Annotated in this window: 25 protein-coding genes and 1 pseudogene; 4 read left to right on the top strand and 22 right to left on the bottom strand. The window is 41.0% G+C overall.

The features are described 5' to 3' along the window. Positions 1 to 98: 98 nt before the first annotated feature. The 8 genes from KYJ26_RS20965 to KYJ26_RS20930 all read right to left on the bottom strand — a co-directional run bounded on the left by KYJ26_RS20965 (position 99) and on the right by KYJ26_RS20930 (position 6654). Positions 99 to 281: a hypothetical protein gene (locus KYJ26_RS20965; protein WP_219169695.1), complete on the bottom strand. Its 183-nt coding sequence runs from the start codon at positions 279 to 281 to the stop codon at positions 99 to 101. A gap of 76 nt (positions 282 to 357) precedes the next feature. After that, positions 358 to 1143, bottom strand: coding sequence for a DUF92 domain-containing protein (locus KYJ26_RS20960; RefSeq protein WP_308807581.1), 786 nt, complete (start codon positions 1141 to 1143; stop codon positions 358 to 360). Further along, positions 1133 to 1699, bottom strand: coding sequence for a 5-formyltetrahydrofolate cyclo-ligase (locus KYJ26_RS20955; protein ID WP_219169693.1), 567 nt, complete (start codon positions 1697 to 1699; stop codon positions 1133 to 1135). The genes KYJ26_RS20960 and KYJ26_RS20955 overlap by 11 nt, the downstream gene beginning before the upstream one ends. Before the next feature lie 133 nt (positions 1700 to 1832). Beyond that, positions 1833 to 1982, bottom strand: coding sequence for a 50S ribosomal protein L33 (rpmG, locus tag KYJ26_RS20950; protein ID WP_064091498.1), 150 nt, complete (start codon positions 1980 to 1982; stop codon positions 1833 to 1835). Between the two features lie 57 nt (positions 1983 to 2039). Continuing rightward, positions 2040 to 2618 (bottom strand): hypothetical protein, encoded by a 579-nt coding sequence (locus tag KYJ26_RS20945; RefSeq protein WP_219169691.1) that lies wholly within the window; start codon positions 2616 to 2618, stop codon positions 2040 to 2042. A gap of 6 nt (positions 2619 to 2624) precedes the next feature. Then, positions 2625 to 3632 carry a nucleotidyltransferase family protein gene (locus KYJ26_RS20940; protein WP_219169689.1) on the bottom strand — a complete coding sequence of 336 codons (1008 nt, stop codon included), beginning with the start codon at positions 3630 to 3632 and terminating at the stop codon, positions 2625 to 2627. Continuing rightward, positions 3629 to 5953, bottom strand: coding sequence for a glycosyltransferase (locus tag KYJ26_RS20935; RefSeq protein ID WP_219169687.1), 2325 nt, complete (start codon positions 5951 to 5953; stop codon positions 3629 to 3631). The genes KYJ26_RS20940 and KYJ26_RS20935 overlap by 4 nt, the downstream gene beginning before the upstream one ends. Next, positions 5950 to 6654 carry a DUF4912 domain-containing protein gene (locus KYJ26_RS20930; RefSeq protein WP_219169685.1) on the bottom strand — a complete coding sequence of 235 codons (705 nt, stop codon included), beginning with the start codon at positions 6652 to 6654 and terminating at the stop codon, positions 5950 to 5952. The genes KYJ26_RS20935 and KYJ26_RS20930 overlap by 4 nt, the downstream gene beginning before the upstream one ends. A gap of 343 nt (positions 6655 to 6997) precedes the next feature. Between KYJ26_RS20930 and KYJ26_RS20925 the strand changes: the two genes are divergently transcribed. Beyond that, entirely contained in the window at positions 6998 to 7330 is a 333-nt protein-coding gene (locus tag KYJ26_RS20925) for a hypothetical protein (RefSeq protein ID WP_219169683.1), read from the top strand. Positions 7331 to 7376: 46 nt separating this feature from the next. Here KYJ26_RS20925 and KYJ26_RS24405 read toward each other — a convergent pair whose 3' ends face one another. The 13 genes and pseudogenes from KYJ26_RS24405 to KYJ26_RS20865 all read right to left on the bottom strand — a co-directional run bounded on the left by KYJ26_RS24405 (position 7377) and on the right by KYJ26_RS20865 (position 21425). Continuing rightward, entirely contained in the window at positions 7377 to 8195 is an 819-nt protein-coding gene (locus tag KYJ26_RS24405) for a methyl-accepting chemotaxis protein (RefSeq protein WP_374939785.1), read from the bottom strand. Between the two features lie 120 nt (positions 8196 to 8315). Beyond that, positions 8316 to 8537, bottom strand: a pseudogene (locus KYJ26_RS24400) (HAMP domain-containing protein); the annotation flags it as partial. 769 nt (positions 8538 to 9306) lie between these two features. Beyond that, positions 9307 to 9966, bottom strand: a complete 660-nt coding sequence (gene phoU, locus KYJ26_RS20915) for a phosphate signaling complex protein PhoU (protein ID WP_219169679.1) — start codon at positions 9964 to 9966, stop codon at positions 9307 to 9309. 53 nt (positions 9967 to 10019) lie between these two features. Next, positions 10020 to 10793, bottom strand: coding sequence for a phosphate ABC transporter ATP-binding protein PstB (gene pstB / locus KYJ26_RS20910; protein ID WP_219169678.1), 774 nt, complete (start codon positions 10791 to 10793; stop codon positions 10020 to 10022). 23 nt (positions 10794 to 10816) lie between these two features. After that, the gene (pstB, locus tag KYJ26_RS20905; protein ID WP_257475173.1) at positions 10817 to 11614 is read right to left on the bottom strand and encodes a phosphate ABC transporter ATP-binding protein PstB; all 798 of its coding nucleotides are present in this window, start codon (positions 11612 to 11614) and stop codon (positions 10817 to 10819) included. Positions 11615 to 11650: 36 nt separating this feature from the next. Further along, positions 11651 to 12538: a phosphate ABC transporter permease PstA gene (pstA, locus tag KYJ26_RS20900; protein ID WP_219169676.1), complete on the bottom strand. Its 888-nt coding sequence runs from the start codon at positions 12536 to 12538 to the stop codon at positions 11651 to 11653. Then, positions 12538 to 13455: a phosphate ABC transporter permease subunit PstC gene (gene pstC, locus KYJ26_RS20895; RefSeq protein WP_257475171.1), complete on the bottom strand. Its 918-nt coding sequence runs from the start codon at positions 13453 to 13455 to the stop codon at positions 12538 to 12540. The genes pstA and pstC overlap by 1 nt, the downstream gene beginning before the upstream one ends. An 83-nt stretch (positions 13456 to 13538) precedes the next feature. After that, positions 13539 to 14450, bottom strand: coding sequence for a phosphate ABC transporter substrate-binding protein (locus KYJ26_RS20890; RefSeq protein WP_219169675.1), 912 nt, complete (start codon positions 14448 to 14450; stop codon positions 13539 to 13541). A 308-nt stretch (positions 14451 to 14758) separates the two neighbouring features. After that, positions 14759 to 16885 carry a peptidoglycan D,D-transpeptidase FtsI family protein gene (locus KYJ26_RS20885; protein WP_219169723.1) on the bottom strand — a complete coding sequence of 709 codons (2127 nt, stop codon included), beginning with the start codon at positions 16883 to 16885 and terminating at the stop codon, positions 14759 to 14761. 227 nt (positions 16886 to 17112) lie between these two features. Then, the gene (locus KYJ26_RS20880) at positions 17113 to 18327 is read right to left on the bottom strand and encodes an MFS transporter (RefSeq protein WP_219169674.1); all 1215 of its coding nucleotides are present in this window, start codon (positions 18325 to 18327) and stop codon (positions 17113 to 17115) included. A gap of 105 nt (positions 18328 to 18432) precedes the next feature. Further along, on the bottom strand, positions 18433 to 19041 hold the full coding sequence (locus KYJ26_RS20875; RefSeq protein WP_034757581.1) for a superoxide dismutase: 609 nt from the start codon (positions 19039 to 19041) through the stop codon (positions 18433 to 18435). A gap of 200 nt (positions 19042 to 19241) precedes the next feature. Further along, positions 19242 to 19721, bottom strand: a complete 480-nt coding sequence (locus KYJ26_RS20870; RefSeq protein WP_219169673.1) for a DUF456 domain-containing protein — start codon at positions 19719 to 19721, stop codon at positions 19242 to 19244. A 75-nt stretch (positions 19722 to 19796) separates the two neighbouring features. Beyond that, entirely contained in the window at positions 19797 to 21425 is a 1629-nt protein-coding gene (locus tag KYJ26_RS20865) for a Na/Pi cotransporter family protein (RefSeq protein ID WP_219169671.1), read from the bottom strand. 244 nt (positions 21426 to 21669) lie between these two features. Here KYJ26_RS20865 and KYJ26_RS20860 point away from each other — a divergent pair, with 244 nt between their 5' ends. Next, positions 21670 to 22443 carry a DUF1189 domain-containing protein gene (locus KYJ26_RS20860; protein WP_219169669.1) on the top strand — a complete coding sequence of 258 codons (774 nt, stop codon included), beginning with the start codon at positions 21670 to 21672 and terminating at the stop codon, positions 22441 to 22443. A 45-nt stretch (positions 22444 to 22488) separates the two neighbouring features. Here KYJ26_RS20860 and KYJ26_RS20855 read toward each other — a convergent pair whose 3' ends face one another. Then, complete coding sequence (locus tag KYJ26_RS20855) at positions 22489 to 23664, bottom strand: MFS transporter (RefSeq protein WP_219169667.1); 1176 nt, start codon at positions 23662 to 23664, stop codon at positions 22489 to 22491. 58 nt (positions 23665 to 23722) lie between these two features. On the opposite strand from KYJ26_RS20855, the gene KYJ26_RS20850 reads away from it, so the two are divergent. Both KYJ26_RS20850 and ispG read left to right on the top strand, forming a co-directional pair. Then, entirely contained in the window at positions 23723 to 24088 is a 366-nt protein-coding gene (locus KYJ26_RS20850; protein WP_219169665.1) for a hypothetical protein, read from the top strand. A 124-nt stretch (positions 24089 to 24212) separates the two neighbouring features. Further along, positions 24213 to 25319 carry a flavodoxin-dependent (E)-4-hydroxy-3-methylbut-2-enyl-diphosphate synthase gene (gene ispG / locus KYJ26_RS20845; RefSeq protein ID WP_219169721.1) on the top strand — a complete coding sequence of 369 codons (1107 nt, stop codon included), beginning with the start codon at positions 24213 to 24215 and terminating at the stop codon, positions 25317 to 25319. Positions 25320 to 25343 lie beyond the last annotated feature (24 nt).

Here is a 25343-nt window from a genome sequence, read left to right as displayed (position 1 = left end):
ATATGTATATATCCTTACTATACCGAACCTGTTTTTAAGGTGTAAACAAAAAAGACTGCAGAGTGAGGACATTCCCTCCCTGCAGTCATCTTTATGAATCAAGACCGAAATGCACCTTGGATAAATTTCGAGCGGATTCCCGGCACGCCCATTGCTGCTTTTACGGCAAATTTACGAACGAGGAAATTCCCTAATAACAGGTTCAATAATCGATATCGATTTGGAACAAGAAAGAGAACCAAACCGCCAAGTACTAACCATTTTGTCCATCCGTTCATCATGATCCCTCCTACTAGTAGTTTGGATCATATCTGATCAGCTTATCCAATAAATTTTTTTTGCATTTTCCGTTTTTTCCTATCTCCAATAAAAGAGAAGAAGGATCACACCTGCCATAAGGCTTGAAAGGGCATTGACAAGCTCATTATTCATCCAGAAGCCCTTCGTCCTTTCAGTCTGCTTACCACAGTGGACAGTGGATTCTGTATGAATCCCACACACTCTACACCTGAAATCCAGTTGGACGAAAGCACCCAGCAGAGTATCGATAATGTTGCCGAGAAATCCAGAAACAGTGATCAGCATTAAGCTTATAAAATCCATACCGTCAAACATTAGGAGTGCCGTCAGGGAAATAATGACTGACCCTATGACAGCTGCTGCAGTACCAACAAGAGAAATGGCTCCCGATGTGCCCTTGGGAACTCTCTTGAATGATCTTATAGAAAAAGGGGATTTATGACTGAGCGGGCCAATTTCAGAGGCCCACGTATCTGAATTGGCACCTGCTATCGAAGCGGCAAAAGCAAATGTAAAAACCTCTTCCCCAGTCAAGCTGAACATCAAGGCAAACAGGGCAGCAGGACCGCCATTTGCCAATACCTGCTGCCAATCCCTTATGGACGTCTTAGCCAGCCGGTCCTCTATTCCAACCTTGGCTTTCTTAAATAGATGAGACCATATGCTTGATGACAAGAAGAAAACGCCCAATACAAATAACCCCTTGAAACCATATGCGTTCCCAATGAAAAGACCGATCACCACTGCCATCACAGCACCTGATGAACTTAAATTCTTTGTCTTCCATCCACCTATGGAAATGGCGAGAATAAAGAGAATAAGAAAAAAAGATTCAACCGTCACAATGTATCCGTCGCTTTTCCGTGAGAATAGTGGAAACCTTCATATCGAAGGGTTCCACCGGCAGTGTATCGACTATTTGTTCTTCAAATGCAAGAGACATGGTTGATCCTGTATAGGCGGAAAGCAATCGATCATAGTAACCTCCGCCAAAACCAAGCCGGTAACCCGTAACCGTATAACATAAGCCCGGGACGATCATTAATTCAATCGATTTGTTTTGAACAGCCGTGGACTTTTCAGGGACCGGTTCATATAAATTAAAGTAGGATTGTTCCAATTGATGAAAATGATGCAATTGATAAAAGATCATTTGCCGATTCTTCGGGAGACACTTAGGTACAACAACTGTTTTCCCCTCTTCCCAGCCTCTTTGAATGATATTCCAAGTGTTCATTTCCGGAGGATTTGATAAGGTTAGCGCAACCGTTTGGCTATTCTGCCACTCAGGAGATTGAAAGAGGCGCTGTTCGATTTGAAAACATTTTTGTTGGAATGTAATTTGATCAATGGACTTCAATATTTGCAGCTGAGATTTCCGCAGCTCCTTTTTAGACATACGATCCCTCCATGGCCTGTAATCATACTCTATTTTAATCGATTTCCTATGTAATTGCGATGCGCCCCGAGGTTATCACACAGGCATTCACCTAATAAAGCATAAAAAAAAGCAGCGGATAAAATCCGGCTGCTTATTTCGTTTCGCGGTGAAGAGTCACACGCTTTAATTTCGGGCAATATTTTTTTAGCTCTAAACGATCTGGGTTATTACGCTTGTTCTTAGTTGTAATATAGTTACGCTCACCAGTTTCTGTGCAAGCCAAAGTAATGTTTACACGCATTATAATTTCCCTCCAAACATATACATCATCTACTATTCATACGACTTTTCTATAATATCACTTTTCTCTTGGAAATGCTAGTCCGTTTTTTATTCTGTCGCTTAAATTTGAGACCTCTTCTTCCATAGCCCCAACAATCGCATATACTTTCCCCTGTTTCACTTCAAAAGGCTTGAAAGAAAAGTCAAGCATGTACACCATCATATTCCGGCCATTGGTGATGGGATAGTAATATAAGCTTCCATTACTCAAGGATTTCTTCCATAACTTAAGTCCTTTCAGATTAAGTGGATAAATGGTTTTCTTTACAGATTGGGCACAGGAAACGATATTGGTAATCGCAACATGTTTGCCACTGTAATTCCAGAATGTATCCTTTGTCAGCGAAAGTACCCCCACCCCATCTTCTGCGCATGCAAGCCACTCAATCAGAAAGAATACCTTTAATTGACGGTCTTCTTTTGAAGTGTTCTCCATTTCGAATAAGCAGGAATCCCCCCATCCCTCAACTTCTTCCCTCACACTCACTTTAATGTCATTAAGGGCGTGTGATTGACCGGATATGGGCACATAGTCATTTTTCTTACTCCAGGCTATCCCTTGGATATGGAATGTACGTATAGGATTATCCTTCATTAGCCTCTACACCTTTTGCCAGATTTTTATTTTCTTTCCATAATACCTTGCAAGCTCCCTTGCAAGATTCCGTCTATCTGCCTTGGAGTATATGATGAATCCTCTATTTGGATCACTGATAATCTTCGTCCTCCCCCCATCTCTATGATCGAACACGATCTCTTTCTGGTTGGAGGAAGTGGGAACCGTCTCAAGCAGTTTTGCTAACACCACCGGTTTTTTTCCATTTGGGCACGCCACCTGAAGCCGGGTGATGAAAGGCTCCATAAAGTCCCTTGAATGGTGGTACGCTTTTTTGAAAGAAGGGGGAGAGAAATGTCCCCTCATCAGATCGTCCCTTGCACCCTTGTATTCTTCCGGGTTGCCGATATCCCGCCAATATGCACTGGTCTTGAACACGTATACTTCTTCATTGTTTTGAAGCATCAGTGGTATGAAATCCTGCCCAAAGTCCCTGGCACCGGTATGGGCATAGCGATCAAGCAGCATCGGATCCATCATATATACACCAGTATTGACCTCATTCCCGACCCACTCTTCAGGTTTTTCGATGAAGTTGACTAATTTTCGGGTATCATCTGTATGACAGATCCCGTATTCTTTCGGATTTGCCACTTCCTTAGATACTACTGTCATGACCGCTCTTTTCCCATAATGGAATTCTATGACCTTATCAATGGGAATATTGGTAAATGCATCGCCGCTTAAGACAAGGAACGGTTCACGCAACCTGTGTCGGGCGAGGAACAAACCACCGGAAGTACCAAGAGGGGACCTTTCTTCCAGGTAAGTAATATTCACATTGAACCGTTCCCCATTTCCGAAGTATTCTTTAATGGTTTCACTTTTATAACATGTTGTAATCAGAATGTCTTTTATTCCATAAGACCTAAGGAGATCAATGCTATATTCAAGAATCGGCTTATTCAGGATCGGTACCATGGGCTTTGCAATGGACATCGTGTAGGGCCTTAATCGCTTCCCTTCTCCACCTGCCAATATGACCGCCTTCATCTTTTTATGCCTTCCACTTTGGATTGAAGAAGGACATCTTCATAGACATGAATGGTCTGGTCTGCAATCCGATCCCAACTGAACATGGATTTTGCCATTTTAAATCCAAGTCCGCCTAATTGTTCCGACTTTTTAGGGTTTTCAATTAACGAAACCAATTGGGTGTAGAGACTCGTCTCATCTTTCGGTTCAAATAACAAGCCGGTCTGTTCATGTTTTACGATTGATTTCAATCCACCCGTATTGGATGCCACAACCCCTTTACGGAACGCCATTGCCTCTAAAGCTACGATCCCAAAGGGTTCATACAAACTAGGAAAGATAACAGCCAGACAATTTTTCAAATAGTCGTTCCGTTCCCGATCAGAAATGTACCCGACGAATGATACGGTATCAGAAAGTTCATCCTGGATGACAGTCTGACGATAATGTTCGAGCATCGGACCCTTCCCGGCTATGACAAATGAGATGTCCCGGCCTTCCTTCTTTAGCCTTGATGCTACCCTGATGATGGTATCAAAGCCTTTCTCATGCACCATTCTTCCGATTGAAAAGAAATATGGTATCTGGGGCTGCTGAGAATCATACAAAGAAAACTGATCCAGTTTCTCCAGTTCCACACCATTCGGTATCACAGCAATTGGCGCATCAATGGTGAATAAGCTTTTAATTTCTTCTTTCATATGCTCACTGCATACGATTAGATGATCCGATGCAGAAATGAGTAGCTGTTCTTCTCTGTGAATCTTATGTTGCAAATCGGTATAAATCCCTTGGTTCCTGCCATGTTCAGTGGCATGGATGGTAGTGATGAGCGGAAGGGAGTAGTATTCTTTCAGCTTCATTGCCGATGTTGAAACAATCCAGTCATGGGCATGAATATGTGTAATCCTTTCATCTTTTACTAAGTCATGAGCGTAATGAATGAATGCCTGATTCAAATCGAATACCCATTTAAAGAAATCTTCTTCATAAGGGTGCAAGGGATGCACCCGATGAATCGTGACCCCTTCCATCTTCTCCAGGGGAAGTGTATCATTTGCTTTGGTTGTAAGGACATGTACATGCTTTCCCTTTTTCACAAGGTTATTGGCTAAATCATACACATGCCTCGATAATCCGCCGACGATATTAGGTGGGTATTCCCATGAGAGAATCAGGACTGAATCATACTTCCCTTCCACCCCATCGCGCGTACCTGCATTAAGCTTCTCCAATACTTCATCAGAAGGAAAAGGGACCAACCTTTTCCGATGAAGAAGGAAATGATCATCCTTCCGGCCGTCCTTGACTTGCTCAAACAAGGTGTCAAAATGAATGGTTAATACTCCATCCTCCTCATTGAACCCTTCCAGAGATGATACCCATTCTCTTATGAGCTGATGAGTCCACTCAGCCTCATCTGTCATGCTCACAATGTTCTCCAACTGCTCCTCCATGCGATGAATCTTCCTACTATTTCTTATAGAGGCATCAGGCATAATTGGGATTTGCTTCTCCATCCCAAGATATCCGAATCCCACTCTTGATAGAGAAGTAGGTTTTTTCATATGGGTTTCCAGTTCATGATGCAAGCTCCCATCATCCAGCTCGGTTAATGCATCATAGTCTGTAAGCTCTTTAATCTGAAGGATGGAAAGCGGGAGATCGCTTTCTATTCCCTCCTCTATTGTACTTTCTGAAATAGGGAGAAGCTTCAATCCCCTTGGTGTCCTGATGACCCCACTGTCGTGTTCTTTCTCACTATGTTCGTAGGAGAAGGAAGATATAAAGCTATATTGTATTCCCTGCTGAGTAAGGTAAAGGTCAATACCCGGAACATAAGCGGCTTGAGGTAACCAGAATCCTTCCGGTATCATCTGGAAATATTGCTTGAACAATAACGTACTCATCCTTACCTGGGATTCTATCGCTCTTGGTGTCCGGAAATGAGTTAATGGAAAAGGACTGACCGTCGTAGGAATAATCCTTATTTTCCCTTGTACTGCGAGCTGTTTGTATGCTTGTACGAAATTCATTTCGCAGGTTGACCACTGTGAATAGATGAGCTGCCACTTCTGTTTATCACGTAGGCCTGATTGCAGTAGATTTGCCTGGATCATTTCAGTTGACCGCTCTTTAAACTCCTCACTCATATAAAGGGAAAGAAAGAGAGGATTTAATACCACAGGAATGGAATGTCCGTCATGCCTTTCAAGAAATTCGATTAATTCACTATTCTCCATAAGTAATGAAAGAAGAGCTTCTTCCTTTTCATAAATATCAGAGAATGGAAGTTCATTGAACTTTGGGTAAACAATGATATTTGAAAGTGCCGTCATGCCTTTTCCCCTCCATTCGTTACATAATACGAATACGTGCTCACATGTTCGACCCACTTCGGTTCCTTAATCAATCCCTGCTCATATTCTATAAGTTCTTTCATACTATGAGACTCCTGATGATGAGATGTTCTTGGTGTATGAAGAACATTGGAACGGGTGAATGCAACGAAGTCACCTGAAGGGAGCCGTAATCCGATTTCCATGCAGTAACTTCTATTTTCTTTCAAACCATTTACGAACCAATCACTTTCAGTAAATGGTACGTAGGAGTCCGAATGGTGATGTTGATTATGTCCGTTAAAGGAAATAGAGGTAATATCATATAATCGAAGAACGAATGGCTGAGGATCGGATTTCATCTTAAAATGTTCCTTTACCAGTCGGATCCATTCTTGTGATATATTCCAATGACAATAGATTCTCGAAGAAGTTGAAAACATGATCGTCAACTCTGTAGCTCGTGGATTCTTTGCCCTTTGCTTTGGCATCCGCCTGCCAAATGAAGCTCTTCCGACACGTTTTTTAGGTATATCCTGCTCCATCAACACTTTAGCCGTCCGGGGTTCCTGTTTATTCTCCAATGCTTTCTGGTACTTCACCCATTGATACTGAACTTTTCCAACGGTCGTATTCAGTTCTTTGGCAATCTTTCTGAAAGACACTCCTTGTTCCTTCAATTTAATGATTTCTGTTATCAAAACAATTCCTCCCAAAGAGTAAACATATATTATATGATCCCAATCTAAATATTATGACAATTATTCTTAAATTTATCGTAACACCGTATTGAAAAACCTACAATAAACGCATTTTGTCGTATCTTGTTAAATGCAGTGATAATAGGATTCATCCTGCATTTTTTTTGAGATTTATTATTCTGAAATGATAATAAAGCGATTACATTTTAATAGCGACATTTTTCTTTCGTTGTTTTCGACAAAATATTGGATTATCCCACAATTTCATCCTGCTGCCATATAGAGTTAGAGCCCTAACTGTGCTATAAATAAAGAAGGAAAAAATACAGCATGGGGTGATATAGTGAATTTACTATTCATTGGATTAGTAAGCTTCTCTATCCTGTTACTAGCACTTTCGTTTTTCCAACGGGATCGGTATAGTGATATTGAAAAAGACATGGAAGAACTATCGATGAATGTCCTGCAGGAGAACTATAAACTGAAGAAGCGGATAAGTGTACTGGAGGAAGAGTTGATGATGGATGGAGAGATAACATTTCAAAAGAATCCTGTTAACGAAATCATAAAAAATCAGGTGATTTCACTCCATAAGCAGGGCGTGAACGTGGACCAGATTACAAAGCAATCCGCATTATCCAAACAAGAAGTCCTGACCGTCATTAAAAACTCTTAAGTCGGATAAAATAAAAAAACGGCCAACTCCGGAGTTGGCCGTTTTTTTACATCTTAAATGTCTTAACCAATTCAGAAAGCTGATCTGCTTTTTGGATTAGATCATCCGATTGCCCATATAACGTTTCAATCAAACTATTTTGTTCCTGGACTGAAGAATTGATGGTAATCGTACCGTTGTTAAACTCTTTGCCGACAGCAGAAACGCTTTGAAATGCTCCTTGAATATGATTCATGTATTCTTTTAATAGCTCCAGGCTGCCTGAAATATCCGTGATATTTCCGTCCATACCAGAGACTTGTTCCTTCATCTCCTTAAAATGATCTCCTGTCGTTTGAATGTACTCCTTCCCGATACCCAGCTCTTGATATCCATCTTTTAAAGAACTGGAAACTTCATTGGATATATGTTGAACATTCAGAACGCTATGGTTCATTTCGACCAATGAGGAATCTACGTCTTGTGCCAACTTGCGCACTTCATTTGCAACTACAGAAAATCCTTTACCAGCTTCTCCGGCCCTCGCAGCTTCAATGGAAGCATTGAGTGAAAGTAAATTGGTCTGATCGGCAATTTTCTTTATGATTTTTGTCAGGTTGCTGATATCGGTTGCGCTCTTTTCTAATCTATCCAGAAGATCATATGTTTTCTTTATTTTCTTATACACCATTTCAATTTGGTCTGTTGTAGAATTCATGGATGCGAATCCATTTACTGCGATTCCTTGCATGTACGATGAGAGCTCTGACAGGGAGTGCCCATTCATTTCCACTTGAGTGACCTGATCATTGAAGGTCTGATACTGATAATTCAGTTGATGTGCTGCTGCCACTTGATCATCGGAACTGATCGATAAACGATACATTGAATCGGATACCTGGTGACTAGAGGCATTGATGGAGTCTGCGAGAGTTTTTATGTGCTGGCTATTGCTCTGGACCGTTGAAGACCCGTCTTTGATCGCGAACACCAGCTCCCTTAAACGCTCTACCATATGGCTGATAGAGTAGTTTAACTGACCAATCTCATCTTTGCTCCTGGTAGGGGGAACCGATTGGGTTAAATCACCCTGTGCGACAGCTTTGGTAACGGTAAGGATTTTCCCTATGCTCCTATTTATCTTGTTTGAAACAAACGTTACGATGAAACCACTCACGACCAGGGAAAGTACCACAAAACCAATCAACCAGAAAAAAAGTGAGTTCATATTATTTTCAGTCGTCTTCATAACAGAATTTTGCCGCTCGAGGGTGCGCTCTCTTATCTTCAATAATAATTCATTATTTTCATCTCTAAGAACACTTATTTGTTTCCGGGCATTTGTATAAATATCTTCATCCAAGCGAACGACAGCTGGAGCAATTTCTTTGATGAACAGTTCATCGATCATGTTATTATGCTGAGAGAATGTCCGAATCAGTTTTTGATCTTCCTTGTCCAGATCTTTCAGGATTTTATTTGTCTTCTCGTTAAGCTCTACCCTTAATTTACGATATTCTTTCACATCTCCATCATTTAAAAATGTTATGTAATCGGCAATCCGAATATCCTTCGCATTTATAAGCCTGCTTAACTCTGTGATTTCAACAGAGTGTTCCCCTGTACCCTTCATAAATCGCATATCCTGCATCAAATGATTCAAACTGAAGAGCGCCAAGCCCACGCATGATATAAACAGCATGGCATTCAATAGGAACGTGTAGGCAAGTTTATTTCTTATTGAATGATGGTATGACATCCGGGCTAAAAATCGATTTTCTTTCATTCTCAGTACATATTTCCTAAAGGGAATAGATATTTTCAGCATTGTATCCTCCTGTATGTAAAACTTTATATCTATTAAGAATATGTACCAAAATACCCATTTTTTCTATAGATTCGACATTATCTTAATATAATCTTTACAAATTGAACCGAAGGACTGTTAATTAAAACAAAAAAAGCGTCCCTTCATCATATGAAGGGACGCAAAAAACTTAGTTATTTAAATCAAAACGTTCGCCAGTGACTAAGAAAATGACATTTTCACAAATGTTCGTCACATGATCCGCTACGCGTTCGATATATCTGCACGTAAAGGCCAGTTGAGTGATTTGGCTGATTTCATTTGGATAGTTCGGAATATAGGTCATCAGTTCTTTAACTAATTGACCGTATAATTCATCAACCTCATCATCCCGATCCGCTACTTTTTTCGCCATGGAAGCATCCTCTGTATAGAAAGCCGTCAACGCTTCTTCAAGCATTTCTTCAGCAATCGAGAGCATTCTAGGGATTTCTTCAATCGGTTTGATCAATTTTTGATTCCCTATATGCAGCGTAGACTTCGCGATATTCGTCGCCATATCCCCGATTCGTTCGATTTCCGAACAGATTCTTAATGCCGAGATGATTTTTCGCAAGTCTGTCGCAACAGGTGATTCTTTTGCGATTAATATAATGGCAAGGTTGTTAATTTCATTATCATATTGATTGATCACGTGATCCTTTTTGATGATTTCCTCTGCCTTTTCAATGTCTTGTGTCTTTAAGGCGACCACAGACTCTTTTAAAGACGTTTTAGCAAGATCAGCCATATCAAAAAGCTTGTCTTTCAACTCTTTTAAATTGTTATCAAAATTTCTTCTTATCGCCATACTTATTCCCCTTTGCTAAGTAATGATGAAGAACCTTTTTTAATCTGTGCGTATTATCCAAATCGACCCGACACATAATCTTCCGTTCTTTTGTCAGTGGGATTAGAAAATATTTTATCGGTTTCATCTAATTCAATCAAGTCCCCTAATAGGAAAAATGCCGTTTTATCAGAAACCCTGGCTGCCTGCTGCATATTATGAGTGACAATCACAATGGTATATTGTTTCTTTAGCTCACCGATCAACTCTTCAATTTTGACGGTGGAAATCGGATCCAATGCAGACGTTGGTTCGTCCATCAATAGGATGTCAGGTTTGGTAGCGAGCGCTCTGGCAATGCAAAGCCGCTGTTGTTGACCACCTGAAAGGCCCATGGCCGGGGCATCCAATCGATCTTTTACTTCATCCCATAACGCAACACTCTTTAAAGTGGACTCGACAATTTCATCAAGCTCTTTCTTCTTTTTAACCCCATGTACTTTCGGTCCGAATGTAATGTTGTTATAGATGCTTTGAGGAAACGGATTCCCTTTTTGGAATACCATCCCGACTTTCTTCCTCAATTCAACCAAATCAACTTTGTCGGAAAGGATATTCGTTCCGTCATAAATGATTTCACCGGACATTTTTATCCCGGGAACAGAACGATTCATTAGGTTCAATGTTTTGACGAATGTCGATTTTCCACATCCTGATGGCCCGATGATAGCTGTTACCTCTTTATCATATATAGGAAATGTAATATTTTTTAACGCATAGTTATTGCCATACCATAAATTCAAGTCATTAACGTTAAATGCCGTTTTTTTCGTTGTTGCTACTGCCACGCGAAACCCCTCCAACTAAATGATTAACTGAAACGCCCTGAAATGTAGTCTTCTGTTCTCTTTTCTGATGGATTGGTGAAAATCTTTTCGGTTTGATCGAATTCCACTAAGTCTCCATTATAAAAGAATGCCGTTTTGTCAGAAACACGGGATGCCTGCCCCATATTGTGGGTGACAATGATAATCGTGTACTCTTTCTTCAATTCGGTGATCAATTCTTCTATTTTTGCATTTGAGATTGGATCAAGCGCCGAGCAAGGCTCATCCAATAACATGACAGTCGGTTTCATAGCAATCGTTCTTGCAATACATAGACGCTGTTGCTGTCCGCCTGATAGTGACAGTGCTGAAGTATGAAGGCGGTCTTTTACTTCATCCCAAAGTGCCGCTTTAGTCAAACTTTCTTCTACAAGATCATTGAGCACACTCTTCTTCTTAACTCCAGAAAATTTCAGTGCATGAACAATATTTTCATAAATGGACTTACTGAATGGATTCGGCTTTTGGAAAACCATCCCGATCTCTTTGCGAAGAGCTACTACATCAATGTCCTTACCTAGAAGATTGACATCTTCATACATGATTTTCCCCTCTGCGCGGGCGATCGGCACTAGATCATTCATGCGGTTAACCGTTCTTAAGAAGGTGGATTTCCCGCAACCTGAAGGGCCGATTAACGCTGTTACAGCATTTTTTTCGATTTCCATATTAATATTTTTCACTGCGTGATTATCACCGTAATAGAAGTCTAAATTCTGAACATCGATGATGGTCTCTTTTTTGATTCTATCCGCTACTCTTGAAGAGCGCTTCTGTTTCATTTCTAATTGAACAGACATGTACTATCACACCTTCTATTATTTTGTCGCTGTCATTTTATTGTGAATGTAGCTTCCAATGAACCGTGCACCAAGGTTAAAGATCAAGACCGAAAGAATCAAGACGGCTGATGCACCTGCTGCTTTTTCGTCTACATCAGGGATTAAACCTTGAGTATTGACAGACCAAATATGAACAGCCAGGGTTTCAGCCGGTCTGAATAGATTTAAAGGTGATGTAGGTGAAACTGGATTCCAATCCATATAGTTCAACCTGGGAGTCGATAGGCCGGCTGTGAATAATAACGCAGCAGCCTCACCGAATACACGTCCCGATGCAAGGATAGCCCCCGTCAAAATAGATGGGAATGCTCCAGGTATGAGGACGGTTTTCACTGTATGCCAATTGGTGATCCCAAGAGCAAGGCTAGCTTCTTTCAACTCCCGGGGTACTCCCCTGATGGCATCTTCACTCACTCGAACCAATACAGGAAGGTTAAATACCGTAAGTGCCAGTGCTCCCCCTATAATGGTATATCCCCAGCCTGTTGTATTAACAAACACTAATAATCCAAACATTCCGATGACAATAGAAGGCAACGATGCCAATACTTCAATGCATGAACGGATTGTATTCGTGATTTTACCCGGCTTTGCATATTCAGCCATATAAATGCCTCCGCCGACTCCAAGTGGTACCGTAATGATCATAGTGATGATCAAGATATAGAATGAATTGAATAATTGGTCACGGATTCCACCACCGGCGCGAACAGCACTTGATGGGGTTGTAAGGAAATCCCACGTTACGTAAGGAAGGCCCTTAATTAATATATAAGAAAATAGTGCCACTAAAAGCGCAATAATGACCGTTGCTATTCCAATGAAAATACCTGTAGCTATCTTGTCTGCTCTCTTACTATTCATTAGACTTTCCTCCTAGATGATAAGTAGCGGATTAATAAGATAAATACGAAAGACATAATTAATAGAATAAGTCCCATGGACCATAGCGTGTTATTCTCCACACTTCCATAAGTTGTATGTCCCATATTTAACGTAATGATCGTTGTCAATGTTGCCGACGCATCTACTATACTTTGAGGAAGATCTCTGGTGTTTCCGATGACCATCTGAACAGCCAATGCTTCACCAAATGCTCTCGCCATACCTAGTACTACAGCTGTCAATAAAGTTGGCAATGCTGCAGGGATTAATACTTTTCTTATGGTTTGCCATCTTGTTGCCCCTAATGCATATGAGCCATCGCGAAGGCTTTTAGGCAACGAACTCATGGCATCCGTCGCAATGGTCGTGATAGTAGGCAATATCATCACTGATAATACGATCATTCCGGCAAGCAATGAGAAACCGATACCGGAAGTATTCGTTCGAATAAACGGAACCAACACTGTAAGCCCTATAAATCCATAAACAACTGATGGAATCCCGACAAGGAGTTCTACAATCGGCTGCATGATTTTCCTTCCCCATGATGGAGCGATATCTGTCATAAAGATAGCTGCTCCAATACCTAGCGGTGCTGCAACTAATGCAGAAAGAATTGTAACAGCAAAGGAACCGAAAATGAACGGGAGAGCACCATACATTGGATTCTCGCCTGTAGGCTTCCAATCCGGGCTGGTTAAGAACTCAATTGGACTTACACCATTTTTAATAAATGATTGTAAACCTTTTGAAGTTAAGAAAATGGTAATGGATATTGTTGCGGCAATCATGATGACTGCGCTTAATGTCACTAAGAATCTTCCCTTAAATTCACCGTTCATCCAAGATTTATTACTTTTGATCAGCCTCTTTGAGGCAGGTAGCTTATTTTCCATATCCGTAAACACCCCTAAATACGAGATAATAGGGTAAATGCCCATTCGCATTTACCCTATCAATTTATTTCATTGCAACTCAATTACTTCTTCGTTTGTTTCCCTTCAGCGTCACGTTCTACTTCCATTTTTGTAGAAGCAATGTAACCTTGGTCTTTCAGTAAACCAGTTTGAACATCTTCACTCATCATGTAATCAAGGAATGTTTTAGCTAAACCTTCAGCTTCACCTTTAGTGTAAGAGTGTTGATATGCCCAAATTGGGAAATCACCTTTTTGTACGTTTTCGTCAGTTGGTTTTACACCATCAACTGCAAGTGGAGTTACACTGTCATCTGTGAAGTAAGAAAATGCAAGGTAACCGATTGCTCCTTCAGTTTCGCTGATGATTTTCTTTACAGTGTTTGAAGAATCTTCAGTGATTCCTTCAGCAGGAGTTTCTCCATCAAGACCGAATTTAACGAATGTAGCACGTGTACCAGAAGAATCAGGACGGTTTACAAGCGTGATCTTTTGATCTTTACCACCAAGCTCTTTCCAGTTCTTGATTTCACCAGTGAATACTTTTTTAAGATCTTCTTTAGAAATTTCTTCGATACCAACATTAGGATTAACTGCAGCTGTCATACCTACAACCGCTACTTTATGGTCAACTAACTCGTCCGCTGGAATTCCTTCTTTTTCTTCAGCGAATACATCCGAGTTACCGATTTGAACTGATCCTTCAGAAACTTGGGATAATCCTGTACCAGATCCTCCAGCGTTAACTTGGATATCTGCATCCGGATTTTCTGCCATGAATTCTTCAGCTGCTGCTGCAACAAGTGGTTGCATTGCAGAAGAACCTGAAACTACGATTGAACCAGAAGCTGTTTCTGAACCTTCTTTTTCGTCTCCAGCATTTTCGTCTGTGCTGCTTCCGTTCCCACATGCAGCGGCAAATGCTACTAGCGTTGCGATGATTAAAAGCAGACCGTATTTCTTGAAGTTCTTCATTCTTTAATTCCCCCTAAAATATTGGTTGTTTTGTCCTACGAGTTATAGATTAATAGATGAGTGTTAATTGTGTTTTAATCGATTGTAAAGGTTTTGTAAATTCGACATTTTTCTTCATGATCCCGCGGTTCATAACTGCAAAAAACCTTATAGGACTAGTATTGTATAATGCTTAATGAATTATGTACCCTTATAAAAAAAAGCTCTCATTCCTTAATTGCACAATGAAATCGATCAAATTTTTCTGTATTCATGTCAAAAAAAAGCTGATTTATGGAACAATTTTCCCATAAATCAGCTTTTTTTTATTAGTTATTCTCTTCTCTTTCTTCTTTCATCTGTTCTTCCGCTTCTTCTGCATTTTCCACTTTCTTGTTAACCGATGTTGGGTCTTTCACTTTTTCTGCACGTTCTTTCTTTAACTCGAAGTACTTATCCATCACCCGTCTGGAGATGTATTTATTTACATACGGATCCGCCACGCCGCTTGCTTGGATATGCGATGCTGGAACCAGCGTAGCATAGGCTACTTCAGGGTTGTCAAACGGTGCATATCCGATCAAGGTAGTGTTATAGTTTAATTCACCATCTACATATGTTTCGGCTGTACCCGATTTACCTGCCGCATTGTATGGAGCATCATGGAATAAATAACCCGTTCCTTCAGGATTATGATAAACACGGTAAAACCCATCTTGAACATGTTCAATCTGTGCCTGCGTAGCGTCGATGCGGTTCAGCACATTTGTTTCTTTTTCAAACAAGATAGGACCGAGACTATCCTTCTCATTGGTAGGTTCTCTTATTTCCTTCATGATATGAGGCTGTACACGATAACCATCATTGGCGATGGTGGAAACATATTGAGCCAGCTGCATGGTCGTATACGTATCAAATTGTCCTATAGCCAAATCTAGCAAGAAACCTGGGTCTGTCTTGGTCCCTGTCAGTCCGGCAGATTCTCCAGGTAAGTCGATGCCCGTCGGTACACCCAAGCCAAATTGAGCGTAGTGATTTCTAAAGATATCGAAGGCTTGAGGATTATTCACGATCGGTTCGTTCGGCACATATCTGCCACCCGCTATTTTCAGGGCAACTTTCCACATGTAGGCATTGGATGACTTCTCCAGTGCGTATAAATCGGTCATGGGAATTTGCTGATATTTATTGAACCATGAAGTCTTCGGTTTCGTCCCTTTGATTCTCAACGGTTCATCGATCAATACTTCTCCCGGTGTCAATTTACCTGTCATATAGCCTGTAAGTACGGTCGCGCCTTTTACAACTGATCCCACTTCATAGGAAGAGGTAAAGGTTCCAAGTGCAGCATCCCGCATTTCATATTTTCCCGTCTCGGGATTTTTTACATATTGTTTCCCCGCCATGGCCAGGATTTCACCTGTATTTGGGTCGATCATGACAACATATGCACGATCCAAATTCGGTGACGCATTACGATTGACAATCTGCTTACTTAATTCTTCTTCAATGATCTTCTCTATTTCACGCTGAAGTTCCATGTCAATGGTCAGGACGATATCTTTCCCTCTCTGTCCTTGTTGCACAAGGACTGACTCCAGCACACTTCCGCCTTTTGTCACATTTTTAATTTGCTCTTTCTGTCCTTGAAGAACATCTTCATATTCTAATTCTACGTAGCTTTTCCCTACACGATCATTCCGGTTGTAGTCCTGGGCTAAATATGAATCTACCAGATTCTTCGGCAATCCTTCCCTGGCAGAGGATACATTTCCTAAAATGGTTCTTAGCGTATCATCAAATACATATGAACGCTTCCAATCCGTAGTTGTGTTGACACCTGGAAGTTCACTTAAGTGCTCACTGACCGCTGCGAATTCTTGAGGTGTGACTTCTTCATTTTTCACAATTTGTGGATTCAATGCATATCCACTTGAAAATTCCCTGTAAATAGCGATGATTTCCAAATCTTTATCAGTAAGAGATGCAAGTTCTTTGTCGGTGATACGGTCCAATCTCATTTGATAAACTTTTTTATTCACATCGTCCTCAGAAAGGTCTTCATTGTTTTGAAGTTTTTTGATTTCCGAAGCAGAGACTTTGGCATCCGCTTCTTCTTTATGATTGATTAACCAATAATCCTTCTTATCCCTTTCCGTGACGTCACCCGTATCCTTTTTGATATACTCAGAAAGTTTGGAGGCAACCTCGATCATCTCCTCGATCTTTGTATTGTTTGCACGAGTGTAAGTAATGGCATTGAGTGGAACGTTATCCACGATTACATTGCCATAACGGTCATACATCTTCCCGCGTGGTACACCTGTATTAACCACTACGTCCTCTGTTCTTTCCACTTCTTTCTTATAGCTCTCCCCATTCACAATCTGAACAAGTCCAAGTCTAAGAACAAGAAGAGAAAATAATAAGAACACGGCAAAAAACAGCAAATTCATCCGAACGGGAACATGCGTCTTTCTTTTTCTCTTATTTTTTTTCAATTCTTCCAGCCCTTCCTATATGTAAAAATTCATCCTGACTCTTCTCTGATATCCTTTTTATTAACCATTGGAATGATGCAGATTCATCCTGTTTCCTCTCTTATTATTTTATAGAATTCTTCAATGATAATCTAGCCATAAGTAAAGAGAGGAAATCTTTCCCTCTCTTTGCTTTATGTTCCTTATAGAGGCAGAACGACCTTTCGTACAAATAAATAGATCAGCGTATGTCCTGCCCCGAGGATCAATAGCAGGATGGGGATGCTTTCTTCCTGATTGAAATAGGTCACAGCTATGATGAAGGAAAGTACAGATACAATCCTTCCGAGATTCAAGAATATTTCCCTTACCACGATATATTCGATTCTCATTTCAGCTGCATTCCATCCTGTACCGATAACATCATAGGTCATAGAAATATAAGGCACCAACAAAATGGGATATGCAATGGCAATGACCCCTGCATAAAGCAATAATTTCGTATAGGTTACATCGAATACGATCAGGAATATTGCCAGATATAAGAGGATCCCTCCTGCAAGAATAGCCCGCTTCCTAAGGTTTTTCTTTATGACCCTGGAAGCGACATAGTAGCCGATAAAGGCTATGCCAGAGTTGATTAGCCCGAAGGTTCCGATCGCAAATTCGCTTCCGGTACTGATGAATACAAAGACAGAAATGATAAAGATGAACGTCCCTTCCCTCAGACCCTGAAAAAAGTGGGCATTGGTGATGAGCCGCCAGTTGTGATTGTGTTTTCTCTCTTCCAGGATCCTAAGGAATAAATACCTCCCGGAAGCCGGTCGCCTTTTGAGGAAGAAGCTCATGACTACAGCGACAGAAAACAATAAAAGAGAGATTCCAAATACAATGGTATACCCCTTAAAGGAAGCAAATCTTGAAATGATGAAACCGGCAAGGATCGGTCCGATCATGCCTCCCGCTGAAGTCAGTGTACCAAGGAAACCATTGAAGAAGTCTCTCGTTTCAGGTTCGGTGATTTCGAATGTCAGGACATTGAAGGCCAACCAATAGAAACCATATCCGATTCCAAGTAGCGCACCCAATACGACTAGAAAATCTTCTGCCGATTCTCCAAATGCGAGGACGGATATGTAAAAGAAGGCCAAAAAAATAACACCGAAGCGTAATACAATCACCCGGTCCACTTTCTTAGCCAGTCTTCCAGCTAAAATAAATGTCAAAGGCTGAAAGATGACCACGGTTAAATTATAGACCCCTAGATCAATGAATTCACCTGACTGCTTCCAAAGGTAAATGTTCACAAAGGTGTTGGAGAGGGCAATACTCAATGAGTACAATCCTCCGATTAACAGGAGCAAAGTGAGATCTTTCGTTAAATCAATATCGCCTAATACCTTTTTAAAGCTACTCATGTGAAAAACTCCCCTTTAACGTACCCCTATCTTTTGAAAAAGGGAAGAAACTTATACAAAAAAAAGAGAGGTTCTTTAAAGAACCCCTCTTCAGGAAAGATTAAATTATTTTGCAGCTGAATAACGCTTTGCTACTTCATCCCAGTTTACAACGTTCCAGAATGAACTGATGTAATCAGGACGACGGTTTTGATAGTTAAGGTAGTAAGCATGCTCCCAAACGTCAAGGCCTAAAACAGGAGTTTTACCCTCCATTAAAGGGCTGTCCTGGTTTGGTGTGCTTGTTACTTCTAATTCACCGTTGTTTACAACAAGCCAAGCCCAGCCTGAGCCAAAGCGTGTTGCAGCGGCATTCGCGAATTCTTCTTTAAATGAATCGAAGCTTCCGAATTTGGAAGAGATGGCATCTGCTAATTCTCCAGATGGAGCGCCTCCACCATTCGGTGATAATACCGTCCAGAATAGAGAGTGATTAGCATGACCGCCACCATTGTTGCGGACTGCCGTACGAGCACCTTCAGGAACAGCGTCTAAGTTAGAAACAAGATCTTCAATTGATTTGCTTAATAAATCGTCGTGTCCTTGAAGTGCATCATTAACTTTAGTCACATATGCGTTATGGTGTTTTGTGTGGTGGATGTTCATTGTTTCCTTGTCGATATGAGGTTCTAATGCATCATATGCGTAAGGTAATTGCGGTAATTCGTAAGCCATTATAAATTCCTCCCTATGTATAGTTTCCTGAATACCTATATTCAGGCCGTTTCAGTATAAGATTACCAAAACAACTATAGCTGTTCAAATATTTTGCCTTCAATCTTTTACTTTTTTCGTACAAGAATAAAATACCCTATATTCTAAGAATATAATCACCTAAGAAATCAGGAATTCCTATAAATACTAGATCGTATTGTTTAAACGACCCAGAAGAAATAAATGGCCATGACCGCTTGGATGATTCCTTTTGTAAAGACACTTGAGATAAAACCTACGACGGATCCTATTCCCACTTTAACGGCAGTCTTCACGTTTGACCGATGGACCACCCATTCTCCAATGACAGCACCGAGGAAGGGACCGATCAATATTCCTGCTACGGGTATGACAAACGGACCAACCAGTAGTCCGATGGTACTTCCCCATATACCAGCCTTCGTTCCGCCGAATTTTTTGACTCCGATCAGGTTCGCCATATAATCGGCACCGAATAACAGGGCAACAAAGAGAATCTGCACGGTCCAGAACAGCCAGCTGAAAGGCTCAAAACTGAAAAACACCCCGTACAAAAGAAAGCTTCCCACTAAAAAGATGACACTTGGCAGGATCGGGTACACCAAGCCGACAAAAGATAAGATCATGAGTACGATGATGATACTCCAGTAAACAATTTCCATATTCCAACACCTCACTTTGAGTATAAAAAAAACTGACCCCTTTTGACAAATATCAAAGAGGTCAGTCTGACTGTCTTATTCTACTCCCAATACTGCTTCAGCAATATTAACGGCATGATCACCAATACGCTCTAAATTACTGATGATATCCACATATACGATACCTGCCTGTCCTGAACATTTGCCTTCATTCAGACGCAGGATATGTTGTTTGCGCAGCTTACGTTCCATCTTATCGATTTGATCTTCTTTTTCAGCCACTTCTCTGGCAATTTCAGTATCATTCAAATCTAATGACTTGATGGCTTTCTCAACTGTTTCAATGGTCAAATTAAACATGACTTCAAGATCTGACATGGCATCATCTGTAATTTTCACTTTATTGGATTGCTGATATTCGATTAATTCAATAATGTTTTCAAAATGATCCCCGACCCTCTCAATGTCACGTACGGTATCCATAAGGATGGAATGACGCTCTGATTCAGACTCAGATAGTGACGAGGATGATAGATCAACGAGATAATTTGTGATCTTCTTGTCAAGATTATTGATTGCACCTTCAATCTGATATGCTGTTTCAGCGTTTTTCGAGCTCTTTGTCTTGAGGAATTCATTTGTTTCTTGCAATCCTTTAACAGCAAAGGCACCCATTCGGAGAACCTCTTCTTTCGCCTGTCCCAATGCGATGGACGGAGATTGCTCGATAAACACAGGATCTAAATGCTTTGAATTATAGTCGACAATAGAGTCCTGTCCAGGTATTAATTTCGTTACTATGACCGCCAGGATGGCGATGAACGGAAATTGAATGATCGTATTCGTCAAGTTGAACGTTCCGTGAGCGAATGCAATCGTCATTGGTTCATTTAGATTAAATGTAGATTGTAGAAAGACTACAAACTTCGTGAAAAACGGCAATATGATTAAGAAAATAGTTGTTCCGATTAAATTAAAAAGTACATGGACTGCTGCTGCACGCCTTGCTGCCACAGATGCACCAAGGGCTGCCAGTACAGCTGTAATGGTTGTACCGATGTTATCCCCGAAAAGGATTGGTAATCCAGCTTGCAGGTCAACAAGGTTTGAGCTGTATAACTCCTGCAGGATACCGATCGTAGCGGAAGAACTTTGTACGATGACAGTGAACAATGTACCCACCACAACTCCAAGGATAGGGTTATCACTCATACTAACGGTTAAATCATGGAAAGCCTCAAGAGAACGAAGCGGCTTCATTCCTCCACCCATTAGTTCCAATCCATAGAATAAGGCACCGAATCCAAAAATCATTTGTCCAAAGTTATGGATTTTCTTATTTTTGAAGAAGAATAGCATGATCGTTCCGACAGCGATAATCGGAAGGGCGTATTCTCCGATATCCACACCAATGATGAATGCTGTAACCGTAGTACCGATATTGGCACCCATGATGACTCCGATTGCTTGTCTAAGGGTCATGAAACCGGCACTTACCAGTCCGACAACGATAACCGTTGTACCACTACTTGACTGAATCAGGACCGTTACAAAGATACCTGCCAATACACCCATGAATGGATTGGTCGTGAACTTATCCAGGATTTCCTTCAGGCGTTCACCGGCAGACTTTTGAAGTCCGTCCCCCATATACTTTATCCCAAAGAGGAAAATACCCAATCCTCCAAAGAACTGAAACAACATTTCTTGCCAATTTAATTCCATCTTTTCAACCCCTACATATATTTTCGACATTAAACAACAAAAACCCCATATCATTTTTAATATATTATGGAGCTTACGTAAATACTTTTCACACCAAATTTACAATAGGTTAATAAAAGTCGTCTTTTATTACAGTAACATTACAAACGATAATGATTTTAATTTGTTTTCAGGGTCTATACTTGCTGAAGCATAAAGACAAGCATAAAATAGATAGAGCGTGCATGAAAGGAGAAATTGATTAATGAATGTATTTCAGCAATTGTATAAGAGTATCTATTCCCCAAAAGATATTGCAAAATTCCGGTTCCAGGGGATCGGAAAGACGATTCGTTTCATTTTTTTGTTGGCACTTATTTCTATCATCCCAACAGCCGTACACTTTGTAGCATTCACCGGTAATGCCCTCGATACCTTGAAGGGATCAGTCGATAAGGAACTTCCACCATTTACAATTAAGGACGGTTCCTTATCTTCTGAGCAGTCAGAACCGCTGACGATTGAAAAAGACAATATGACCATCATCTTTGATGATTCTGGCGAGATAAAAGAAGGGGACCTTGACAAACAGGAAAATACCATTGCTTTCCTGAAGAAGAATTTCGTTGTAATCAACCAGGGTCACGTACAGTCTTCCTCCTACTCTCTGTTTGGGGATACCGCCTTATCGAAAGAAGGCTTACTTGATTTGATTGATTCCCTCACTGCTTTGAAATGGATACTGATTCCCGTTGCCCTCTTCATACTATATCTGTTCACCTCGGGGATGACCTTCTTGAAAATAACCATTTTTGCTCTTATTGGTGTTACCTTCGCAAATGTCCTTAAGCGAAATTTGCAATACCGTCAGAGCTTTCGAATCACAGCCTATTCAGCTACTGTTTCTTCGTTATTTTTTACCCTAATGGAATTATTGCAAACCAAGATTCCCGCTGCTCCCATTTTGGATTGGTTTGTGATTACCATTATCCTTTATTTAGTAGTGAAAGAAATTCCTCAAAGGAAAATTCGTCATTAAACAAAATCCCCGTTGATCTGACGGGGATTTTGTTATCTATAATTACTATTGAATCTCTGGGTGAATCTCTTTTGTCCGTAAAGAAAGAAAGATATAAAGAAAGATGTTGATCAATGAGAAGCTAAATGCAATCACATACAGCTGTGCAGAATCTTGCCTCCACATGTCAAAGGCAATCGGCCCCAAAGCAACACCGCCGAACCTTACCGCTCCATAGAGACTGACAACAAGCCCTCTATCCTGTTCCGGCACGCTCCCTGTGATAAATGTATTGATGATAGGCAGCATTAAGCCTAATCCACCAAAACTTATCGTGATCAAGAACATCAGAGATCCTAATGCCGGAAACACAATTAACAATCCTAACGGTACGGCCATCATGATCAAACCATATTTTAAATACTTCCACCCCAATTCCTCATCCGTCTTAAGTCTTTTCCCACACCAATAGGAACAAAGTGTCATCGCTCCAAGGGGAAAAATGAATGTGAACCCTTTGAAGAACCCATCGATTTGAAAAGTATTTTCAATATGGTAGGAAAGATGGAAGAGCATGCCGAATAATAAAAATAAGCCTGTTCCCCCGATCGCATACAGGGGGATCAATAAACGCCCCTTCGACAGAAAGATAGCTGAGAATGATTGTTTATCCATTTTCTGCTTAGGTTCTCTAGACTCAACCGTATATCGTAAACCGCCTAAAATCATGATCGATATAAACGGGAACACCCAAAAGGACTGGTGCCAAAGAATAAGCTGCGCGAGAGTCGCACCAACAAGGGGGGCTGCTACCTTGCCGATACCATTGAAAACCTCCAAAGAGCCAAGCATCCGTGATCGTTCCTGCCCATGATAAAGGTCGCCAATCAACGCCATGGCAAGAGGTGTCGTCCCTGCCGCCCCAACACCTTGTAATCCTCTGCCGATCATAAAAAGACTAATATCCTCTCTGCTGAATATACATAATAGACTTCCCAGAATCATGATCCATAAGGAAATGCGGATCAATCGCTTTCTCCCATAACGATCTGACAGTACCCCAGTAAATGGAATGACAAGGGCAGCCGGGATCGTAAATGAACTTAATATGAACCCGGACCACCCGGACTTTAAATGCAAATCTGCTTCAATATCGGGAATGATTGGAATAAGCATAGAGTTCCCGAGCACCATCAATATAGGTAGTAAACCAATCACAAATGGAAGAAGCTTATCCCTCATAAATTTACAACTCCTTCAATGACCATTCAACCATCAAACTAATCGGGAGGAAAAACGGATGAAAAGAATGGCTATATTCTTTGGTATTATCATTCTTCTATACAGTGTTTATTATGATTTAAACAATGGAACGTTAAAGCTCTTGTATAAAGAAGCCACCGTTGCAAATTCAGCGCCCCGTGTGAATGTAAATCAAACGGAGCCTTCTACCCCTGTTGATGGAGACCGGGAGCCTTCTTCTCTTCCTTATGTAGAAATGGAAGTAAAGCCAGGTGATACAGTGCTGAGCCTGGTTGAAGATCTCCTTGATGCATCCATTCCTGTTTCCATTGATAAGGTCATCACTGACTTTGAAGAATTGAATGATGTCCCTCCGGCGAAAATACAGATAGGAAAGACGTATAAAATACCGAATTATCAATAATTCTGCAAGTCGAAAAAACACCTATTTCTTGTCATTTCACATAAAACACTGTTACAATAGCTTCGTATTACTTATAATGAAACTTTGAGAACCTTTCTAAAGGAGCGAATTACACTTGAGTGAAATTATACATCGTTCAAAAACACGTCCGGTCAAAGTCGGAGATTTAACAATTGGCGGTAATAATGAAGTGGTCATCCAAAGCATGACAACTACTAAAACGCATGACGTAGAAGCAACGGTTAAGGAAATCCACCGTCTTGAAGAAGCAGGATGTCAAGTTGTGCGTGTCGCATGTCCAGACGAACGTGCTGCTAACGCGATTGCTGACATCAAAAAGCAAATCAATATTCCACTTGTTGTCGATATACATTTTGATTATAAACTAGCACTTAAAGCCATTGAAGGCGGCGCTGATAAAATCCGGATCAATCCGGGAAACATCGGGCGCCGTGAAAAAGTGGAGGCTGTCGTCAAAGCAGCGAAAGAAAAAGGCATCCCGATTCGAATCGGTGTAAACGCAGGAAGCTTAGAAAGGAAGATCCTGGAAAAGTACGGGTACCCAACAGCTGATGGAATGGTCGAAAGTGCCCTTCATCATATTAAAATTCTTGAGGACCTTGATTTCCATGACATCATCGTTTCCATGAAGGCTTCAGATGTGAATTTAGCTATTGAGGCTTATACGAAAGCAGCGAAGGCATTTGACTACCCGCTTCACCTTGGGATCACAGAATCAGGTACGTTGTTTGCAGGAACCGTAAAGAGCGCCGCAGGTCTTGGGGCCATCCTAAGCCTCGGAATCGGTAATACGGTTCGTATCTCATTGAGCGCTGACCCTGTCGAAGAAGTGAAAGTTGCAAGGGAATTATTAAAATCATTCGGATTGGCAGCTAATGCAGCTACACTCATTTCCTGTCCTACTTGCGGCCGTATCGAAATCGACTTGATTTCAATCGCCAATGAAGTGGAAGAATACATTTCAACCATAAAGGCACCGATCAAAGTAGCCGTCCTCGGATGCGCAGTGAACGGACCCGGTGAAGCCAGAGAGGCTGACATCGGTATAGCCGGGGCCCGTGGGGAAGGACTTCTATTCCGCAAAGGAAAAACGGTCCGTAAAGTACCTGAGGAAACAATGGTTGAAGAATTAAAGAAAGAAATCGACAAGATTGCAGAAGAATACTTCGCAAAGCAGGAAGCTGAAAAGAAAGAACAGGAGCAAGTTTAATGCAATGATGAAAAGAGGGCTGAT

This window comes from Rossellomorea orangium (assembly GCF_019334305.1).
In the GTDB taxonomy this organism is placed as follows: Bacteria; Bacillota; Bacilli; order Bacillales; family Bacillaceae_B; genus Rossellomorea.
The sequence above is the reverse complement of the archived record's forward strand: the minus strand, read 5'-3'. Positions and strand labels throughout refer to the sequence as shown.

Excerpts from the sequence above, each read along its gene's own strand:
- KYJ26_RS20965 (WP_219169695.1), bottom strand. The coding sequence starts at position 281 with ATGATGAACGGATGGACAAAATGGTTAGTACTTGGCGGTTTGGTTCTC.
- KYJ26_RS20955 (WP_219169693.1), bottom strand. The coding sequence starts at position 1,699 with ATGTCTAAAAAGGAGCTGCGGAAATCTCAGCTGCAAATATTGAAGTCC.
- rpmG (WP_064091498.1), bottom strand. The coding sequence starts at position 1,982 with ATGCGTGTAAACATTACTTTGGCTTGCACAGAAACTGGTGAGCGTAAC.
- KYJ26_RS20945 (WP_219169691.1), bottom strand. The coding sequence starts at position 2,618 with ATGAAGGATAATCCTATACGTACATTCCATATCCAAGGGATAGCCTGG.
- KYJ26_RS20940 (WP_219169689.1), bottom strand. The coding sequence starts at position 3,632 with ATGAAGGCGGTCATATTGGCAGGTGGAGAAGGGAAGCGATTAAGGCCC.
- KYJ26_RS20935 (WP_219169687.1), bottom strand. The coding sequence starts at position 5,953 with ATGACGGCACTTTCAAATATCATTGTTTACCCAAAGTTCAATGAACTT.
- KYJ26_RS24405 (WP_374939785.1), bottom strand. The coding sequence starts at position 8,195 with ATGTATCGTTTATCGATCAGTTCCGATGATCAAGTGGCAGCAGCACAT.
- phoU (WP_219169679.1), bottom strand. The coding sequence starts at position 9,966 with ATGGCGATAAGAAGAAATTTTGATAACAATTTAAAAGAGTTGAAAGAC.
- pstB (WP_257475173.1), bottom strand. The coding sequence starts at position 11,614 with ATGAAACAGAAGCGCTCTTCAAGAGTAGCGGATAGAATCAAAAAAGAG.
- pstA (WP_219169676.1), bottom strand. The coding sequence starts at position 12,538 with ATGAATAGTAAGAGAGCAGACAAGATAGCTACAGGTATTTTCATTGGA.
- pstC (WP_257475171.1), bottom strand. The coding sequence starts at position 13,455 with ATGGAAAATAAGCTACCTGCCTCAAAGAGGCTGATCAAAAGTAATAAA.
- KYJ26_RS20890 (WP_219169675.1), bottom strand. The coding sequence starts at position 14,450 with ATGAAGAACTTCAAGAAATACGGTCTGCTTTTAATCATCGCAACGCTA.
- KYJ26_RS20885 (WP_219169723.1), bottom strand. The coding sequence starts at position 16,885 with ATGAATTTGCTGTTTTTTGCCGTGTTCTTATTATTTTCTCTTCTTGTT.
- KYJ26_RS20880 (WP_219169674.1), bottom strand. The coding sequence starts at position 18,327 with ATGAGTAGCTTTAAAAAGGTATTAGGCGATATTGATTTAACGAAAGAT.
- KYJ26_RS20875 (WP_034757581.1), bottom strand. The coding sequence starts at position 19,041 with ATGGCTTACGAATTACCGCAATTACCTTACGCATATGATGCATTAGAA.
- KYJ26_RS20870 (WP_219169673.1), bottom strand. The coding sequence starts at position 19,721 with ATGGAAATTGTTTACTGGAGTATCATCATCGTACTCATGATCTTATCT.
- KYJ26_RS20865 (WP_219169671.1), bottom strand. The coding sequence starts at position 21,425 with ATGGAATTAAATTGGCAAGAAATGTTGTTTCAGTTCTTTGGAGGATTG.
- KYJ26_RS20860 (WP_219169669.1), top strand. The coding sequence starts at position 21,670 with ATGAATGTATTTCAGCAATTGTATAAGAGTATCTATTCCCCAAAAGAT.
- KYJ26_RS20855 (WP_219169667.1), bottom strand. The coding sequence starts at position 23,664 with ATGAGGGATAAGCTTCTTCCATTTGTGATTGGTTTACTACCTATATTG.
- KYJ26_RS20850 (WP_219169665.1), top strand. The coding sequence starts at position 23,723 with ATGAAAAGAATGGCTATATTCTTTGGTATTATCATTCTTCTATACAGT.